Genomic DNA, 17,052 nt, shown 5'->3' on the forward strand with positions numbered 1-17,052 from the left:
GCTGCCCCCGAAATGCGAGTTCCCCGCCATCGTTACGGCTTCTGGTAGATCACGTGACCGGCACGGATCGTGCTGCTCACTTTCGCAAGATTGCCGACGTCGCCGAGCGGATCGCCGTCGAGCACCACGAGATCGGCGTCGAAGCCCTGCTCGACCCGTCCCTTCTTCGCGGCCTTGAAGAACCGCGCCGGATTGGTCGTCAGCGAGGCCAGCACCTGCCGCTCCGACAACACGCGGTGCATCAGCTGAAATTCCTGCGTGGTGTCGTACAGCGTGGTGAAACCGACATCGGTGCCGAACAGCACCGTGCCGCCATTCTCCGAAAATTGCTTGAGCTGGTTGACGGTCGAAGCCACCAGACGGTTGGTGACATTCTGATCGAGCACCACCGTGGTGAACAGCGACAGTGTGGGAACGAGCGCAGTCCCCTGTGCCTTGAACCGCGCCAGCTGATCCGCGGTGTAGCTGGGTTCGCCGGGCGTGGTGTGCGCGAGCACGTCGACGCCGGACTCGATCACCGTCTCGACGCCGACCTTGTTCTGCGGATGTGCGAACACCGGCCTGCCCTGCGCATGCGCGACGTCGACAGCCGCCTTGGCGATTGCAGGGTCCATGTTGACGACGGGCTTGTCCCCCATGAACGCGCCGGTGAACAGTTTGATACCGTCCTCACCCATGCCGAGCCAGTCGCGCGCCCATTTCGTTGCCTCCTCCGGCGTTGCAACTTCGGGAAGCTGCACTTCGCGCGGGATGTAGACGGGGTGCCCGCCCTTCGGGAAGATGTTGCCGGCGAGCAGGATGTTGGGGCCGGCGACTTCGCCCGCGACGATGCGCTTGCGCAGCGGCAACGTGTCGCTCGGATCGGAGCCGAGATCCCAGACCGTGGTAAAACCCCAGCGCGTCAGCATCTCCTGCATGTGCTGCGTCAGCGCCGCGGCCGGCGCTGCGCCGCAATTGCGCCAGACTTTTTGCGTGAAATGGACATGGCTGTTCCAGAAGCCGGCGACGATGGTCTTGCCGCTGCAATCGATCACGCGGGCATCCGGCGGCGCCTGGATGTCGCCGGACTTGCCGACCGCGCTGATGACGCCGTCGCTCATCACGATCACCGCATCCGGCAGCGCCTGCGCATCGGCCGATGCGTAGAGCGTGCCGCCGCGGAGCACGATGGTCTCGGCCTGCGCCGTCATCGAGGCGACAGCCGAGCCGATCAGGAAAAGCGTGACGCGCAGCCAGGTGCCGATCATGGAGAGTCTCCGTTGCAGGCCGGCAAAGGCCGGCGCGCGAAGATAGCCGCAAAGCGCGGAGCCGTTTGATCGTTGTTGCTGTCCGCGCCGGATATCGGCGCCCGTCCGTCACTCCTCGGGCGCGTTCTCGATCGGGTCGAAGCGGTCGGCCTCGAGCCCGAGCAGATTCCAGGATTGCAGCATGTGCGGCGGCAGCGGCGCGGTGGCATCGATCACGCCGCCCCTCGGGTGCGGAATCACGATGCGGCGGGCAAGCAGATGCAACCGGTTCTGCAGGCCACCGGGCAGCTGCCAGTTCTCCTTGTTGAAATATTTGGGATCACCGACGATCGCGTGATCGATATGCGCCATGTGGGCGCGCAATTGATGGGTGCGGCCGGTCACCGGCTTGAGCGAGACCCAGGCGAGCTTGGTCGCCGAGGTCTCGACCACGGCATAATAGGTCACGGCGTGGCTCGCGCCCTCGTCACCATGCTCCGCGATCCGCATGATGCTGTCCTCCTCGCTCTCCTCCTTGGCGAGATAGGTCGAGATGCGGCCCTGCTTCGGCTTCGGCACGCCGGCGACCAGCGCCCAGTAGATCTTGCGCGCGGAGCGATGGCGGAATGCGCCGGTGAGATGCGTGGCGGCGAAACGCGTCTTGGCGACCAGAAGGCAGCCCGAGGTCTCCCGGTCGAGCCGATGCACCAGCCGCGGCTTCTGCCCCTTGGCGTCGCGCATCACCTCGAGCATCTGGTCGACATGGCGCGTCATGCCGGAGCCGCCCTGCACGGCGAGACCGGCCGGCTTGTTCAGCACCAGCACGTCGTCGTCCTCGTACAGCGTCATGTCCTTCAGCGCCTGCAGCGTCTTCGCCTCGGCCTCGGAGAGCGTGCCTGATGTCTTCGGCGTATCGAGCCGCAGCGGCGGGATGCGCACGCTCTGGCCCTCCTCCAGCCGGTCCTTGGAATCGGCGCGCTTGCCGTTGACCCTGAGTTCGCCCTTCCGGACGATGCGCTGGATGTGGGAGAACGACAGGCCGGGAAAGCGTGCCTCGAGGAAACGGTCGACGCGCATGCCGTTCTCGTCGGCGGTGACGACGACGGTCTGCACCTTGGTCGGCAGCGGCTGCTCGGCCGCGGGCTTCGTAGCGGCGGGCTCAGCCCGCTCCTGCCGGTCGCGACGCGACTCGGCAAAGCGCGGCGGCTTTCCGGCCGCACGATGCGCGAACGGACGCTCTCCAGACTTGCGCTCACCGAACTTGCGATCGTCCGGCTTGCGGGTGCGCTCCGCCGATCCGCTCTTGCCACGATCCTTACCACGATCCTTGCCGCGATCGCCGGCGCGGTCCCGGTCGCGGCCCTTGTCGCGCCCTTTGGCGCGGTCGCCCGGCGATGTAGTTCTCTTGATGCGGCGGCTCATGGTGATTTTTCGGCTCCAGACCTGCATTGTGCCTAGCGCAAATGCCGCGAATCGTCACGGCGAAATCGGTGTGAATCCGGTGCAACATCGGCCATGTTCGGCCGCATACGGCAATCGACGGGGGCCCTGGAATGAGACTGGCGATATCGGCTTTGGCGGCGGCCCTGATGCTCACGGACCCTGCGCTCGCCCAGCAAAGCCCGATGCCCGAAGCCGCGATGCCGGAAGATCTGGCCTGGAAGCTCCTGGAACTCGGCCGCGTCATCGACCCACCCAAGACCGCTGCACTCTACGCGCCGCTGCAACAGAAGGAGCCCTATCAGGGCGTCAAGGTCGAGCGCGACCTCAAATACGGCTCCGCCGACCGCCATCTGCTCGACGTGTTCACGCCGGAGACGGCGGCGCCGGCACGGCCCGTGCTGATCTACATCCATGGCGGCGGACTCATTGCCGGCAACAAGCGCGCGCCCGGCAGCCCGTTCTACGACAACATCATGCTGTGGGCGGTGAAGAACGGCTTCGTCGGCGTCAATGCCACCTATCGCCTGGCGCCGGCCTTTCCGTGGCCGGCAGGCCCGGAGGACATCGGTGCGATCGTGCAGTGGGTTGCGGAAAACATCGCCTCCCGCGGCGGCGAGCCCAGGCGCATCTTCCTGATGGGCCAATCGGCCGGCGCGATCCATGTCGCGAGCTATGTCTCCCATGGCGAATTCCACAAGGTGAAGGGCGGCGGGCTTGCCGGCGCGATCATGGTGTCGGGCATCTATGATCTGACGGCCTCGCCGGCCGGTGACGCAGAGCTCGCCTATTACGGCTCCGATCCCTCGCGCTATGCCGAACGCTCCTCGCTGCAAGGGCTGGTCGCGAGCCCGATCCCGTTCCTAATCACCGCGGCCGAGCTCGATCCGCCGCGCTTCGTCGAGCAGTTCGAGCTCATGAAGCAGGCCAGCTGCAAGCGGCCGAGCGGCTGCGCCCGCAGCTTCATGCTGCCGCAGCACAGCCACATGTCGGAGGTCTATGCGATCAACACGCCGGACACGCGGCTGACGGACGAGATTTTGGAGTTCGTGAAGAGCGTCAAGTGACGCGCCAGCGCAATATGAGGTTATGGGCCGTTGCAGCGGGCGCTGGCAAAATATCGAGAACAACCCCATGCAAAGGAGCCGGCGGCGATCGGCGTGGCACCAAGCAACTTGACACGTCGGGCAAATCAGGAATATATTTCTAATATTCCGAAGTTACGTAAGTATTCCTCGCCTGAAGGTGTTGCATATGGCATTGGCGAGCCTCCGCAACTGACGCTTTCACGCCGCAGGTGGAAACGGGAACGTGCGTTATTCGCGGCCACGGCCCAATCTCGTCTTGCCCTAGCTCCCGCCCCGTTCCTTGCGCAGCCGCTGCCAGTAATCCAGCCGCTTGCGGATCTCGCGTTCGAAGCCGCGGTCGGGCGGATCGTAGAAGGTCTGGCGGCCCAGCGCTTCCGGGAAATAGTCCTGGCCGGAGAATGCGTCCGGCATGTCGTGATCATATTGATAGCCGGAGCCGTAGCCCTCCGACTTCATCAGCTTGGTCGGCGAATTCAAAATGTGCTTCGGCGGCAGCAGCGAGCCGCCCTGCTTTGCGGTCTGCATCGCAGCACCAAACGCGGTGTAGACCGCGTTCGATTTCGGCGCGGTGGCGAGATAGACCACGGCCTGCGCGATCGCGAGCTCACCCTCCGGCGAGCCGAGGAAATCGTAAGCATCCTTGGCGGCGTTGCACACCGCCAGTGCCTGCGGATCGGCAAGGCCGATATCTTCGACCGCCATGCGCACCACGCGCCGCGCCAGGAACAGCGGATCCTCGCCGGCATCGAACATGCGCGCGAGATAATACAGCGCCGCATCCGGATCGGAGCCGCGCACTGACTTGTGCAGCGCCGAGATCAGATTGTAATGGCCGTCGGCCGATTTGTCGTAGATCGGCGCCCGGCGTTGCAGGATGGCCTGCAACTGCTCGGCGTTGAACACCTCGCCCTTGCGGGCGGCGCGCCAGACCTCTTCGGCCAATGTCAGCGAGGCGCGGCCATCGCCATCGGCCATCCGCACCAGCACGGCGCGGGCTTCGGCATCGAGCGGCAGCGGCTTGCCCTCGATCTTCTCGGCATTGGCGAACAGTTTCTCGATCGCCGCCGTATCGAGCGAGTGAAACACCAGCACGCGGGCGCGCGACAGAAGCGCCGCGTTGAGCTCGAAGGACGGGTTCTCCGTGGTGGCGCCGACCAGCACCACCGTGCCGTCCTCCATCACGGGCAGGAAGGAATCCTGCTGCGCGCGATTGAAACGATGCACCTCGTCGACGAACAGCAGCGTGCCCTTGCCGGTCTCGCGGCGGGCACGCGCGGCATCGAACGCCTTCTTGAGATCGGCGACGCCGGAGAACACCGCGGAGATCTGCTCGAAATGCAGCTCGGTGGCGTCGGCCAGAAGCCGCGCCACCGTGGTCTTGCCGGTGCCGGGCGGTCCCCAGAACACCAGCGAGCCCAGCGTGCGCGTCTCCAGCATCCGCGTCAGCGCGCCGTCAGGGCCGAGGATGTGATCCTGGCCGACGACATCGGCCAGCGTGCGCGGACGCAGCCGGTCCGGCAGCGGGTGCGGCGCGTCCTGCTCCATCCCCGCCGCAGCAAAGAGGTTGCCGGCCTCTCGCGGTTGCTTGGGGCTCATCCGCCGAGCGTCACGTTGATCTGCTGGCCGCCGCGCACCAGCGTGATGCGCCAGACCCGCGTCCCCGTCTTCGATGCCTTCTCGAGGTCGCTGGTCCGCACGATCTTCTCGTTGTTGACCGCGAGGATGATGTCGCCCTTCTGGAAGCCGACATTGGCCGCGGTGCCGTCACCGGCGAGATCAGTCACCACCACGCCCTCGGCACCGGCGTCGAGATGCAGTTCGTCGGCCAGCGCCGGCGAGATGTTGGCGACCCTCGCGCCCTGGAACGGCGAGCGCGCGGTCAGCACGATCTCGTCGCGGTTGGTGTCGGGCGCGGTCTCCAGCGGTATGGTGAGCTTCACCGGCTTGCCGGCGCGCTGCACCTCGATCTCCGCGTTGCCGCCGAGCGGACGGGTCGCGAAGCGGTAGTCGAACGCGTTGGGATCGTCGATCGGCGTGCCGTCGATCCCGACGATCAGGTCGGAGAGCTTCAGGCCCGCCTTCGCCGCCGGGCTGTTCGGCGCGACGTTGGCGACCAGCGCGCCAGACGGCAGCTTCAGCCCGAGCGTCTCGGCAATCTCCGGCGTCACCGCCTGCAGCCGCGCGCCGAGCCATGGCCGCTTCACATTCTTGCCGCCGCTCTTGGCGGAGGCCACCACGACGCGCACCATGTTGGCGGGGATCGCAAAGCCGATGCCCTGCGAGCCGCCGGAGCGCGAGAAGATCGCAGTGTTGATGCCGGCGAGCCGGCCCGTCATGTCGACCAGCGCGCCGCCGGAATTGCCGGGATTGATCGCGGCGTCGGTCTGAATGAAGAATTGATAATCCGTGATCCCGACTTGAGTGCGCGCCAGGGCCGAGATGATGCCGTGCGTCACGGTCTGGCCGACGCCGAACGGATTGCCGATCGCGAGCACGACGTCACCGACCTGCAGTTGGTCGGAATTGGCGAAGTCGAGGGTCGCGAACTTCTCCTTGTTGGTGTCCTTCAGGCGCAGCACCGCGAGGTCGGTACGGCTGTCCTTCAGCACGATCTCGGCCTCGTATTCGCGCTTGTCGGCGAGCGAGACCTTCACCTGATCGGCGCCCTCGATCACGTGATTGTTTGTGACTACGAGGCCGGAGCCGTCGACCATCACGCCGGAGCCGAGCGAGCGCTGCATCTGCTCGGGCTGCTGTCCCGGCACGCCGAAGAAGCGGCGAAAAATCGGGTCATCCAGAAATGGATTGCGGTTTTGCACGGTCTTGGCGGCGTAAACATTGACCACCGCCGGCTGCACCCGCTGCACGATCGGCGCATAGGACAATTGCAGCTCGGCCTGCGAGGACGGCACGCGGCGGTCCTGGGCCGCGGCTGCGGAAAGATTCCCCATGAAGGCCAACGTGCACAGAGCGGATACGGCAGCAAAGCGGACAGGTCGGAGCATTCTCACCTCTCGTGGAAACGCCGGAATATAGGCGTGTTCGCCGGGCAATTGAAGGGCGCCCGGCCGGATAACTGGCCCCCCGCCGTACCGGTGCACAACCCGCAGCGGCCGCGTTGAAGCGCGCCGCCAAGCTTCTATGATGGCTGTCATCTCACTGCGCCGCTCCGCTTGTTGCCTGCGGACCACAAGCGGAACTGCGATGCCCGGAAGCACTGTCGTGCGTCAGTCACGATACGCTCCTAGGACCGTTCAGTGAGTGAGTGGGGAATTCAAACACAACAGGGGTGCACAATGGGTGCAACAAAAGTCAGTGCAATCGCCATAGGCCTGGCAGGGGCGCTTGCCGCCTCGCCGGCCTATTCGCAATCGGCCGGAGGCGGCAGCGATGCGGAGATCGCGCTGCTGAAGCAGCAGCTGAAGATGCTCGAGCAGAAGCTCGACAAACTGCAGAAGCAGACCAACGCCAATACCGCAAGCGCAGCCAGCGCAAACGCCAATGCGAAGGCGGCGGATGCCAAGGCCGCGCGGGTGGCGACCGCCAACGCCGCGATCCCGGTGAAGGGCCCGGTCGCGCCGTCCGGCGTCGTGGTGACGATGCCGAACAACCGGCCGACGATCTGCACCGCGGACGAACAGAACTGCGTTGCGATCACGAGTCGCGTGCACTGGGATGTCGGCGGCTATGACTATCGTCCGAACACCGCAGGCACCTCGCCGCAAAAGCTCGACAGCGGCGAGAACGTCCGCCGCGCACGCATCGGCATCGTCGGCAAATTCTTCGGCGACTGGAATTACTCGCTGATCTACGATTTCGGCGGCTCGTCCGACGGCTTCGGCGGCGCGGCTCCGGGATCACTGCCCGGCGGCGGCACCTCGGGCATCGAGAATGCGTATCTGAGCTACACCGGCTTCAAGCCGTTCGGCGGCAAGATGGCGATCGAAGGCGGCATCATGGACGTGCCGTGGACGCTCGACGAAGCGACCAGCTCCAACGACATCCTGTTCATGGAGCGCGCCTCGGTCGGCATCATCGCCCAGAACATCGCCGCCGGTGACTTCCGTTCGGCCGCCGGCACCCGCTGGTGGAACGACCAGTTCTGGATCGGCGGCTATGTCACCGGACCGACGTCGGGCGCCATCCACTCCGCGTCCTCCGCCTCGCCGGCCGGCACGTCCGAGCAGTATGGCGGCGTCATCCGCGTCGCCGGCAATCCGATCAGCGGCAAGAACTATTCGGTGCACATCGGCGCCGATGCGGAATGGCTGGTGCAGCCGCCGCGCAACCAGCTCACGCAGGCGCAGACGCTCACGCTCAGCGACCGGCCCGAGCTGCGCATCGATCCGACAACACTGATCTCGACCGGTGCGATCGCCAACGTCTCCGGCGCGCAGGTGTACGGCGTCGAGGCGGCAGCGACCTATGGCCCGTTCATCGCGCAGGGCGAATATTACTGGTTCAATGTCGATCGCTCCGCGAACACCGGACTGCCGCCGTTCGGCGCGCCGAGCCTGAAGTTCGACGGCGGTTACGCGCAGGTCGGCTACGTGCTGACCGGCGAGAATCACGCCTACAATCCGGCGACGGCCTCCTATAGCGGGATCAAGCCGCACGATCCATTCTCGCTCGCCGGCGGCGGCTGGGGCGCCTGGGAAATCGCCGGCCGCGTCAGCACGATGGACCTCAACGATCAGATCGCGCAGGCGGTCGGCATCGCGGGCGGACGGCAGACCGTCTACACCGCCGCGCTGAACTGGTACGTCAACAACAACGTCCGCTTCATGCTGAACTACCTGCACGGCGATATCGCCAAGCAGGCCTCGGCGACCTCGGCTGCGGACGTCGGCTCGAAGTTCGACGCGGTCGCGCTGCGTACGCAGGTTGCGTTCTGAGCTGATCGGAGCTGAGACCAACTCATAGACGGCCGGGGCATCGCTCCGGCCGTTTTCATCGAGCGTTTGGTTCACGCGTTTCTAGCTGAATGAGATCGGTCGAATATTGACAGGACGGCGCCGCGCTCCCTCTCCCCGTTCTTACGGGGAGAGGGTTGGGGTGAGGGGCCCTCTCCGCGTATTCGGCAGCAGCTGCGCTTGCTGAGGCTCCCCCTCACCCGGAACGCATCTGACGATGCGTCATAGCCGAAGCACCGCTTCGGCGTTCTTGAGAACGGCCGCCGTAGGCGGCCTATGCCTCTCCCCGCACGCGGGGCGAGGTGAAGCGGAGCGCGTCGCGCGAACATGCTTTCAGGCCGCGCGCTTCGACTTCTTCACAACAACCTCCGGCGCCGGCGCGCAGGACAGCCGCTCCTGATGGCCCTCGCCCCAGGCTTTCAGAATATCGATCACCGGGCGCAGGCTCTCGCCGAGTTCGGAAAGCGTGTACTCGACCCGTGGCGGCACCTCGGCATAGACCTTGCGGATCACGAGGCCGTCGTCCTCGAGCGCGCGCAGCTGCTTGGTCAGCATGCGCTGGGTGATGCCGGGCATCCGCCGCCGCAACTCGCCGAAGCGCTGGGTGCCGGCCTGCAAGTGGTACAGGATCACGCCCTTCCACTTGCCGTCGATCAGGTCGAGCGCCGCCTCGACCGCGCAGCCCGGCCGGCGCGCGAAATTCTTCCGTTTCATCCAGTATTTTCCCAATAGTATACAAACAGGGACTAGTTCCCTGTTTTTACAGTACTTGCCAAATGGAAGCCAGCGCGACAGTTAATCGGCAGGCAATCGCCCACCACGGAGACCAGGCATGAAGGCCGTCGGATACCAAAAATCGCTGCCGATCGAGGCGGCGGATTCGCTCGTCGATTTCGAGATCGCCAAGCCCGAGCCGAAGGGGCGCGACATCCGCGTCGCGGTAAAGGCCATCTCGGCCAATCCGGTCGACTACAAGGTGCGCAAGCGCGCGGCGCCGACCGACGGCGGATACAAGATCCTCGGCTTCGATGCGGCCGGCGTGGTCGACGCGGTCGGGCCCGACGTCTCGCTCTTCAAGCCCGGCGACGAGGTGTTTTACGCGGGCTCGATCCTGCGCCAGGGCACCAATTCGGAATTTCATCTGGTCGATGAACGCATCGTCGGCAACAAGCCGGCGTCGCTGTCATTCGCGCAGGCCGCCGCCCTGCCCCTGACCTCGATCACCGCGTGGGAGCTGCTGTTCGACCGGCTCGGCGCGGTGCCGGGCAAGAGCCTCGATCCGCGCACGCTTCTGATCATCGGCGGCGCCGGCGGTGTCGGCTCGATCCTGATCCAGCTTGCGCGCCGCCTGACCGGACTGACCGTGGTTGCGACAGCAACGCGGCCGGAGTCGCAAAAGTGGTGCCGCGATCTCGGCGCCCATGCGGTGATCGACCACTCGCAGCCGATGAAGGAGCAGATCGAGAGCTTGAGGCTGCCGCCGGTCGGCCTCGTCGCCAGCCTCACCTTCACCGACCAGCACTACAAGTCGATCGCCGACTTCATCGCGCCGCAGGGCAAGTTCGGCCTGATCGACGATCCGCCGGAATTCAACGTCGCCGCGTTCAAGGGCAAGGCGGTCTCGGTGCACTGGGAATCGATGTTCACGCGCTCCTCGTTCCAGACACCCGACATGATCGCGCAGCATCATCTGCTCAACGATGTCGCCGACCTGATCGACAAGGGCGTGCTGCGCACCACGCTCGACCAGACCTTCGGTACCATCAACGCCGCCAACCTCAAGCGCGCCCACGCTCTGCTGGAAAGCGGCAAGTCACGCGGCAAGATCGTGCTCGAGGGCTGGTAAGGCTCCTAACGTCCGCTTCCTCATGCCCAGGCAACATCCCGGGCATGATATCCCCACAGGCCGGCGGGTGGCTTTTGCCAAAGCCGCCAGCGCCTGTATGATTTGCGCAACGATCACCCCGTCCTCAATCCGGCCGCGCAGGACGCGGCCGGAGCGGTGGTGACGCCCACGGGGATGGGAGGAAACCGATGAGTTTGCTCACGGCCGATCCGTCGCGGATCGATCCGGAGTGGATGACGCGGGCGCTGCGCGAAGCCGGTGTGATCGACCAGGTCAGGGTCGTCGATCTCGCCTGCAAGCCGGTCGGCAATGGCCTCGTCGGCGACAGCTATCGATTTCGTGTGACCTATGACGGTGACGAGCCGAACGCTCCTTTGAGCGTCGTCGGCAAATTCCCGGCCGCAGATCCCGACAGCCGCCGCTCCGGTTCCGCGCACACGCTTTACGTCCGCGAGGTCGCATTCTATCGCGAGCTGGCCGCCACCGTCGCCATTCACACCCCCCGGCCGATTCTTGCCGAGATTGATCCGGCGACCGACGACTTCACCCTGATCCTGGAGGACCTCGCGCCCGCACGTCCGGGCGATCAGCTCGCCGGATGCTCGATCGCCGACTGCCAGATCGCCATGACCGAGGCCGCGGCGTTGCATGCGCCGCGATGGAATGACCCGAGCCTCGATGCGGTGCAATGCTTCGTGATGGCCGCAAGCCGGCGCAGAGACCTTCGCTCGGTGCTGCCCGGCATCATCGGTCACTACAAGGAGCGATATCGCGGCGTGATCGAGCCTGAATTCCTTGATCTGATCGACCGGCTTCCGGACGCGCTATTGCGCTACCAGTCCGATCGATCGGCGCCGCGAACCCTCCAGCATGCGGATTTCCGGCTCGACAACATGCTGTTCGACGTCCGCGGCAATACCCATCCGATGGCGACGCTGGACTGGCAGACGCTGACAGTGGGCCCAGGAATCGTCGACGTCGCCTATTTCCTCTCGGCCGGCATCGACCCGATCGAACGGCGGCTTCATGAAGCCGACCTGGTGCGGTTCTATCATTCGGAACTGATCCGGCGCGGCGTGCGGGACTACGACTGGGATCGTTGCTGGCAGGATTACCGGCGCTACACGCTGCACGGCATCATGATGGGCGTGGTCTCCGCGCTCAGCGTCCAGCGCTCCGAGCGCGGCGACGCGCTGTTCCTGAAAATGACCCGCGGCGCCTGCGCGCAAGCCCTGGACCACGACAGCTTTTCATACTGGAAGGACTGACAGCGAAAGGGATCGGCGTGCTCAACAAACTGGACGATTTCCCCATCCACCAGACGCCGGAGCCGATCGCGGTTCCCTCGACCAGCGACCGCAATGTCTATGACCGGACCTGGTTCAACGGCTACACCGCCGACGGCGCGTATTATTTCGGGATCGGCATTGCGATCTACCCGCACCGCAAGATCCTCGATTGCGCCTTCAGCGTCGTGGAACGCGGCGGACGGCAGCACTGCTTTTACGGCTCGCGGCGCGCCCCGCTCGAGCGCACCGAGATGCAGGTCGGTCCGTTCAGGCTCGAAGTGCTCGAGCCGATGCTGCGGACCCGGGTCGTGCTCGACGACAATGCGACGGGCCTCGCCTGCGACCTGACCTTCTCCGCGCGCACCGCCGCGATCCAGGAAGCGCGCCAGACGCTTTGGTCGGGCGGCCGCCGCGCGATGGATTCGACCCGGTTCGACCAGTTCGGCCGCTGGAGCGGTGTCATCAGCCACCCCGACGGCGGGATCAAGGTCGACGATCGCACCTGCTACGGCACCAAGGATCGCTCCTGGGGCGTGCGCAATGTCGGCGAACGCGACGTCGGAGGCGCGCCGATGCCGCCGCCGAGCGTGTTCTTCCTCTGGGCGCCGCTGGTCTGGGACGACCACATTTCGCACGCGATCTTCTTCGACGGGACGCAGGGCGAGGCGCTGGTCCGCGAGGGCATCACCGCGCCGCTCTACCGATGCGAGGCCGAGATTCCCGGCGTGGTCGACGGCCTCGACCGCCGCATGGCGACCGCGCGGCATCGCGTCAAATACGTGCCGCACACCCGGCTGGCGCAGTCGGCTGAAATCGACCTCGTCGATATCGACGGCCACACCACGACCATCGCGCTCGACCCGATCCTCAAATTCCAGATGAAGGGCCTCGGCTACGGCCATCCGCAATGGGGCCAGGGCATGTGGAAGGGCGAGCTCGAGATCGGCGGCGAGTCGCTCGATCCATCGACGCTGGATCCGCTGGCCCGCGAGAATGTGCACGTCCAGCAGGTGGTCCGCGCCCGCCAGGGCAGCCGGACGGGGATCGGCGTTCTGGAGCAGATTTGCTTCGGTCCCTACCGTCCCGCAGGCTTCAGCGAGTTTCTCGACGGCGCGAAGGGATAGCTAGGTCGGCGGCACGCCCTCGACGAACAGCAGGCGTCGCTCCAGCGCGGTTGCGCGAAGCTTCAACGCTTCGGCATATTCCGGTGACGCATACCATTCGCGCAGGCGCGCCATGGTCGGAAATTCGACGATGACGATCGCGTTCGGTGGTGGACCGCCCTCCACCACCTCGACTGTGCCGCCGCGCACGACGTAGCGCCCGCCATATTTTGCGATGGTGTTCGCCGCCAGCGTGCGATAGGCCTCGAACGCCGCGGCGTCCCGCATCTCGACCTCGGAGATCACATAGGCCGGCATGCGGCCTCATGCGATGGTGTTGACGATGCCGCCTTCGGCGCGCAGCGCGGCGCCGTTGGTCGCGGATGCCTGCCTGGAGCAGACATAGACCACGAGATTGGCGATCTCCTCGGTGCTGGCAAAGCGCTGCAGCAGCGAGGTCGGCCGGTGCTGCTTGACGAAGTTGGAGGCCGCCTCCTCGACCGATTGGCCGTTCTGCTTGGCGAGATCCTTGACGAAGGTCTCGACGCCTTCGGACATGGTCGGTCCGGGCAGCACCGAGTTGACGGTCACGGCGGTGCCTTTGGTCAGCTCGGCGAGCCCGCGCGCGATCGCAAGCTGCGCGGTCTTGGTCATGCCGTAATGGATCATCTCGGTCGGAATGTTGAGGCCGGACTCCGAGGAGATGAAGACGATGCGGCCCCAGTTGCGCTTCAGCATGCCCTGCATGTAGCCGCGCGACAGCCGGACGCCCGACATCACATTGACCTCGTAGAAGCGGCTCCAGTCCTCGTCGGGAATGTCGAAGAACGGCTTCGGCTCGAAGATGCCGGCATTGTTGACGAGGATGTCGACGTCCGGCAGCGCCGCGAGCAGCGCCTTGCAGCCCGCCGCGGTCGAGACGTCGGCGGCAATGCCGCGGAGCTTTGCGTCCGGTACTGCCTTCGTGATCGCGGCAATCGCGGCATCGACCTTGGCCTGACCGCGGCCGTTGACGACGACCTCGGCGCCGGTCTCGGCCAGCCCCCTTGCGATGGCATTGCCAATGCCCGCGGTCGAGCCGGTCACCAGCGCAGTCTTTCCGGAAAGGTCGATTTTCATCTGTCATCTCCATTGATGTCGACGGACATATCGGGCGCGGCATGCAGCGCCGCAATTGCATCTCACCGATGCGTGAGGAAATAGAACACACCTCGTCGTCCTGGCGAAAGCCAGGACCCATTACCACCGCAGGTGATTATGAGAAGGATTTGAGCCCCAGCGTCGCGCAACAATTTAGATTTGGGGTAATGGGTCCCCTGAGTTCACAAACGAAGTGCAACACTTCCTTGAGGAGGTGTTGCCATGGGGCGGACTTACAAGCAGCTCTCTCTGGACGACCGATGCGAGATTGCCTGCCTATCGGCCAATGGCAGCTCGGTCCGGCAAATCGCGGCAGCTCTGGATCGCTCGCCATCAACGATCTCTCGGGAACTGAGGCGCAATCGGGGGAGCCAGGTCGGCTACAAGCCGAGCTATGCCCAGCACCAGATGCGAGCGCGGCGCTGGACGGGCGGACGCCTCGAACGGGAGCCCGGCCTGCGCCGCGCGGTGTTGCAACGCCTTCGCCGCGGCTGGTCGCCCGAGCAGGTCGCTGGCCGGCTGGCCCGCGAGCACGGGCGCAAGGTGATCTCCCACGAGACCATCTACCGCTTCATCTATGGCCAACTCAGGCGCACCACGGACTTCAACTGGCGGCGCTATCTGCCGCGCGCCAAGAGCAAGCGCGGCTGCCGCGGCAAGCGGGGCGGCAGCCCCGCAAGCTTCATCGAAGGCCGTGTACCCTTGGCAAATCGGCCGCTCGAAGCGGCCGACCGCAGCGTGCCCGGACACTGGGAGGCCGACCTGATGATGTTCTCGAAATACGGTCAGGCCGTGCTGACCGTGCACGAGCGCACCTCGCGGCTGCTGCTCGGCATCCGCCTTGCCAGCAAGGTCGCGCGCGGTGTCGCCCGCCATCTCGTGGGCTTCTTCGCGCCCCTTCCACAAGAGCTGCGCCAGAGCGTTACCTTCGACAACGGCACCGAGTTCGCCGGTCACCTGGCGCTGCACCGCCTCTCGATCGCGACCTTCTTCTGCGATCCCCATGCCCCCTGGCAGAAGGGTGGCATCGAGAACGCCATCGGCAGGATGCGCCGCTTTATTCCCCGCAAGACGGATCTTCTAACCCTCTCGACCGCCAGGTTCCGCCAGTTCATCGCCGCCTACAACAACACCCCGCGCAAATGCCTTGACTACCGCACGCCTGCCGCGTCCTTTGCTCAAGTGTTGCACTTCGAATGTGAATCCACCTCCTGGCTTTCGCCAGGACGACGGGGATGGAGCGTGGCCACCAAATAAAAACGGCGCCCGAAGGCGCCGCTTTCAAATCCTGGCGCGAAGCGGGGCTTACGCCGCCTCGGCTTCCTTGTCCTGCGCCGGACCGGAGTCCTGGCCCTTGGCGTCGACGTCGCGGTCGACGAACTCGATCACGGCCATCGCCGCGTTGTCGCCGTAGCGGAAGCCGGCCTTGATGATGCGGGTGTAGCCGCCCTGGCGGTCCTTGTAGCGGGTCGCCAGCGTGTCGAACAGCTTCTTGACCTGGTCGACGTCGCGCAGCTCCGAGATCGCCTGACGGCGCAGGGCAAGGCCGCCCTTCTTGCCGAGGGTGACGAGCTTCTCGACGATCGGCCGCAGCTCCTTGGCCTTCGGCAGCGTGGTGACGATCTGCTCGTGCTTGATCAGCGCGGCCGCCATGTTGGCGAACATCGCACGCCGGTGTTCGGCGGTGCGGTTGAGCTTCCGATGAACCTTGCCGTGACGCATTGACTTCTTCCTTCTTCAATTCTGCCGCGGTGGTTCAGCGACAAGTTTTGCAGGTGGGCATCCTGCGTTCGCCCGGACGTCATTCCGGGGCGACTCGCAGAGCCGAACCCGGAATCTCGAGATTCCGGATCGCCGCTTCGCGACGTCCGGAATGACCAAAGCTTAGTAGTGATCCTCGAAGCGCTTGGCGAGCTCGTCGATGTTCTCCGGCGGCCAGCCCGGCACTTCCATGCCGAGGTGCAGACCCATCTGGGCCAGCACTTCCTTGATTTCGTTCAGCGACTTGCGGCCGAAGTTCGGAGTACGGAGCATTTCCGCTTCCGACTTCTGCACGAGGTCGCCGATGTAGACGATGTTGTCGTTCTTCAGGCAGTTTGCCGAACGCACCGACAGCTCGAGCTCGTCGACCTTCTTGAGGAACGCCGGGTTGAACGCGAGATCGGGGATGATCTCCTGCGTGACTTCCTTGCGCGGCTCTTCGAAGTTGACGAACACGTTGAGCTGATCCTGCAGGATGCGCGCGGCGTAGGCCACCGCGTCCTCCGGCGTGATCGCGCCGTTGGTCTCGATCGTCATGGTCAGCTTGTCGTAGTCGAGGATCTGGCCCTCGCGGGTGTTCTCGACCTTGTAGGAGACCTTGCGGACCGGCGAGAACAAGCTGTCGACCGGGATCAGGCCGATCGGAGCATCCTCGGGACGGTTGCGCTCGGCGGCGACATAGCCCTTGCCGGTCGTGACCGTGAACTCCATGCGGATCTCGGCGCCGTCGTCCAGCGTGCAGAGCTGCAGGTCGGGGTTGAGCACCGTGACATCGCCGACGGTCTGGATATCGCCGGCGGTGACGGCGCCCGGGCCCTGCTTCTTCACGACCATGCGCTTCGGGCCTTCGCCCTGCATCTTGATCGAGATGTCCTTGATGTTGAGGACGATGTCGGTGACGTCTTCACGGACACCGGCGATCGAGGAGAACTCGTGCAACACGCCGTCGATATGCACCGACTGCACCGCCGCGCCCTGCAGCGAGGACAACAGGATGCGGCGCAGCGCGTTGCCGAGCGTCTGGCCGAAGCCACGCTCGAGCGGTTCGGCGACCACGGTGGCGAACCGGCTCGCGTCCGAGCCCGGCGTCACCTGCAGCTTGTTCGGTCGAATGAGTTCTTGCCAATTTTTCTGGATCGTCACTGTTTCACCCATTTGCCGGTCACAGGGCCAAATCGAATGGCCGAACCCGGCGTTGGAGATCGCGGATCAGTCCGCGCGGTCAATTCCAAAAACCATCGCAGGG

15 protein-coding genes are annotated in these 17,052 nt (G+C 65.3%); 6 read left to right on the forward strand and 9 right to left on the reverse strand.

What is annotated here, in order from left to right:
• Positions 1-32: 32 nt before the first annotated feature.
• Both ACVW1B_RS16920 and ACVW1B_RS16925 read right to left on the reverse strand, forming a co-directional pair.
• A complete protein-coding gene (locus ACVW1B_RS16920) occupies positions 33-1,247 on the reverse strand; it encodes an amidohydrolase family protein (RefSeq protein WP_456821809.1) in 1,215 nt (404 codons plus the stop codon).
• Positions 1,248-1,355: 108 nt separating this feature from the next.
• Entirely contained in the window at positions 1,356-2,648 is a 1,293-nt protein-coding gene (locus ACVW1B_RS16925) for an RluA family pseudouridine synthase (protein WP_253608223.1), read from the reverse strand.
• Positions 2,649-2,815: 167 nt separating this feature from the next.
• On the opposite strand from ACVW1B_RS16925, the gene ACVW1B_RS16930 reads away from it, so the two are divergent.
• Positions 2,816-3,733, forward strand: a complete 918-nt coding sequence (locus ACVW1B_RS16930; protein WP_253608222.1) for an alpha/beta hydrolase — start codon at positions 2,816-2,818, stop codon at positions 3,731-3,733.
• A gap of 282 nt (positions 3,734-4,015) precedes the next feature.
• On the opposite strand, the gene ACVW1B_RS16935 is transcribed toward ACVW1B_RS16930, so the two are convergent.
• On the reverse strand, positions 4,016-5,350 hold the full coding sequence (locus ACVW1B_RS16935; RefSeq protein WP_141343263.1) for a replication-associated recombination protein A: 1,335 nt from the start codon (positions 5,348-5,350) through the stop codon (positions 4,016-4,018).
• Complete coding sequence (locus ACVW1B_RS16940) at positions 5,347-6,705, reverse strand: DegQ family serine endoprotease (RefSeq protein ID WP_092090135.1); 1,359 nt, start codon at positions 6,703-6,705, stop codon at positions 5,347-5,349. Before ACVW1B_RS16940 ends, ACVW1B_RS16935 begins: the two co-directional genes overlap by 4 nt.
• Before the next feature lie 345 nt (positions 6,706-7,050).
• Between ACVW1B_RS16940 and ACVW1B_RS16945 the strand changes: the two genes are divergently transcribed.
• The gene (locus tag ACVW1B_RS16945) at positions 7,051-8,649 is read left to right on the forward strand and encodes an OprO/OprP family phosphate-selective porin (protein ID WP_057015490.1); all 1,599 of its coding nucleotides are present in this window, start codon (positions 7,051-7,053) and stop codon (positions 8,647-8,649) included.
• Positions 8,650-9,000: 351 nt separating this feature from the next.
• Here ACVW1B_RS16945 and ACVW1B_RS16950 read toward each other — a convergent pair whose 3' ends face one another.
• A complete protein-coding gene (locus ACVW1B_RS16950; RefSeq protein ID WP_166205903.1) occupies positions 9,001-9,381 on the reverse strand; it encodes a winged helix-turn-helix transcriptional regulator in 381 nt (126 codons plus the stop codon).
• A gap of 118 nt (positions 9,382-9,499) precedes the next feature.
• Between ACVW1B_RS16950 and ACVW1B_RS16955 the strand changes: the two genes are divergently transcribed.
• From ACVW1B_RS16955 to ACVW1B_RS16965, 3 genes are all read left to right on the forward strand, one after another.
• A complete protein-coding gene (locus ACVW1B_RS16955) occupies positions 9,500-10,513 on the forward strand; it encodes a zinc-binding alcohol dehydrogenase family protein (protein WP_253608221.1) in 1,014 nt (337 codons plus the stop codon).
• Positions 10,514-10,701: 188 nt separating this feature from the next.
• Positions 10,702-11,781 (forward strand): ecdysteroid 22-kinase family protein, encoded by a 1,080-nt coding sequence (locus ACVW1B_RS16960; RefSeq protein ID WP_253608220.1) that lies wholly within the window; start codon positions 10,702-10,704, stop codon positions 11,779-11,781.
• Positions 11,782-11,798: 17 nt separating this feature from the next.
• On the forward strand, positions 11,799-12,926 hold the full coding sequence (locus ACVW1B_RS16965) for a hypothetical protein (RefSeq protein ID WP_253608219.1): 1,128 nt from the start codon (positions 11,799-11,801) through the stop codon (positions 12,924-12,926).
• Here ACVW1B_RS16965 and ACVW1B_RS16970 read toward each other — a convergent pair whose 3' ends face one another.
• Together ACVW1B_RS16970 and ACVW1B_RS16975 are read right to left on the reverse strand one after the other, a co-directional pair.
• Complete coding sequence (locus ACVW1B_RS16970) at positions 12,927-13,223, reverse strand: DUF1330 domain-containing protein (protein ID WP_225646166.1); 297 nt, start codon at positions 13,221-13,223, stop codon at positions 12,927-12,929. It lies immediately after the preceding gene.
• Between the two features lie 6 nt (positions 13,224-13,229).
• Entirely contained in the window at positions 13,230-14,024 is a 795-nt protein-coding gene (locus tag ACVW1B_RS16975; protein ID WP_076831371.1) for an SDR family NAD(P)-dependent oxidoreductase, read from the reverse strand.
• 243 nt (positions 14,025-14,267) lie between these two features.
• Here ACVW1B_RS16975 and ACVW1B_RS16980 point away from each other — a divergent pair, with 243 nt between their 5' ends.
• Complete coding sequence (locus tag ACVW1B_RS16980; RefSeq protein ID WP_253608218.1) at positions 14,268-15,302, forward strand: IS30 family transposase; 1,035 nt, start codon at positions 14,268-14,270, stop codon at positions 15,300-15,302.
• 48 nt (positions 15,303-15,350) lie between these two features.
• On the opposite strand, the gene rplQ is transcribed toward ACVW1B_RS16980, so the two are convergent.
• Both rplQ and ACVW1B_RS16990 read right to left on the reverse strand, forming a co-directional pair.
• Positions 15,351-15,767, reverse strand: a complete 417-nt coding sequence (rplQ, locus tag ACVW1B_RS16985; RefSeq protein ID WP_016843769.1) for a 50S ribosomal protein L17 — start codon at positions 15,765-15,767, stop codon at positions 15,351-15,353.
• 162 nt (positions 15,768-15,929) lie between these two features.
• Entirely contained in the window at positions 15,930-16,961 is a 1,032-nt protein-coding gene (locus tag ACVW1B_RS16990; protein ID WP_035631062.1) for a DNA-directed RNA polymerase subunit alpha, read from the reverse strand.
• Between the last annotated feature and the right edge of the window lie 91 nt (positions 16,962-17,052).

The organism is Bradyrhizobium sp. USDA 4502 (assembly GCF_054063355.1).

What these genes read in the sequence shown, in the direction of transcription:
- ACVW1B_RS16955 (WP_253608221.1), top strand. Translation starts at nt 9,500, where the DNA reads ATGAAGGCCGTCGGATACCAAAAATCGCTGCCGATCGAGGCGGCGGAT.
- ACVW1B_RS16970 (WP_225646166.1), bottom strand. Translation starts at nt 13,223, where the DNA reads ATGCCGGCCTATGTGATCTCCGAGGTCGAGATGCGGGACGCCGCGGCG.
- ACVW1B_RS16980 (WP_253608218.1), top strand. Translation starts at nt 14,268, where the DNA reads ATGGGGCGGACTTACAAGCAGCTCTCTCTGGACGACCGATGCGAGATT.
- ACVW1B_RS16935 (WP_141343263.1), bottom strand. Translation starts at nt 5,350, where the DNA reads ATGAGCCCCAAGCAACCGCGAGAGGCCGGCAACCTCTTTGCTGCGGCG.
- ACVW1B_RS16960 (WP_253608220.1), top strand. Translation starts at nt 10,702, where the DNA reads ATGAGTTTGCTCACGGCCGATCCGTCGCGGATCGATCCGGAGTGGATG.
- ACVW1B_RS16950 (WP_166205903.1), bottom strand. Translation starts at nt 9,381, where the DNA reads ATGAAACGGAAGAATTTCGCGCGCCGGCCGGGCTGCGCGGTCGAGGCG.
- rplQ (WP_016843769.1), bottom strand. Translation starts at nt 15,767, where the DNA reads ATGCGTCACGGCAAGGTTCATCGGAAGCTCAACCGCACCGCCGAACAC.
- ACVW1B_RS16990 (WP_035631062.1), bottom strand. Translation starts at nt 16,961, where the DNA reads ATGGGTGAAACAGTGACGATCCAGAAAAATTGGCAAGAACTCATTCGA.
- ACVW1B_RS16930 (WP_253608222.1), top strand. Translation starts at nt 2,816, where the DNA reads ATGCTCACGGACCCTGCGCTCGCCCAGCAAAGCCCGATGCCCGAAGCC.
- ACVW1B_RS16940 (WP_092090135.1), bottom strand. Translation starts at nt 6,705, where the DNA reads ATGGGGAATCTTTCCGCAGCCGCGGCCCAGGACCGCCGCGTGCCGTCC.
- ACVW1B_RS16925 (WP_253608223.1), bottom strand. Translation starts at nt 2,648, where the DNA reads ATGAGCCGCCGCATCAAGAGAACTACATCGCCGGGCGACCGCGCCAAA.
- ACVW1B_RS16920 (WP_456821809.1), bottom strand. Translation starts at nt 1,247, where the DNA reads ATGATCGGCACCTGGCTGCGCGTCACGCTTTTCCTGATCGGCTCGGCT.
- ACVW1B_RS16975 (WP_076831371.1), bottom strand. Translation starts at nt 14,024, where the DNA reads ATGAAAATCGACCTTTCCGGAAAGACTGCGCTGGTGACCGGCTCGACC.
- ACVW1B_RS16945 (WP_057015490.1), top strand. Translation starts at nt 7,051, where the DNA reads ATGGGTGCAACAAAAGTCAGTGCAATCGCCATAGGCCTGGCAGGGGCG.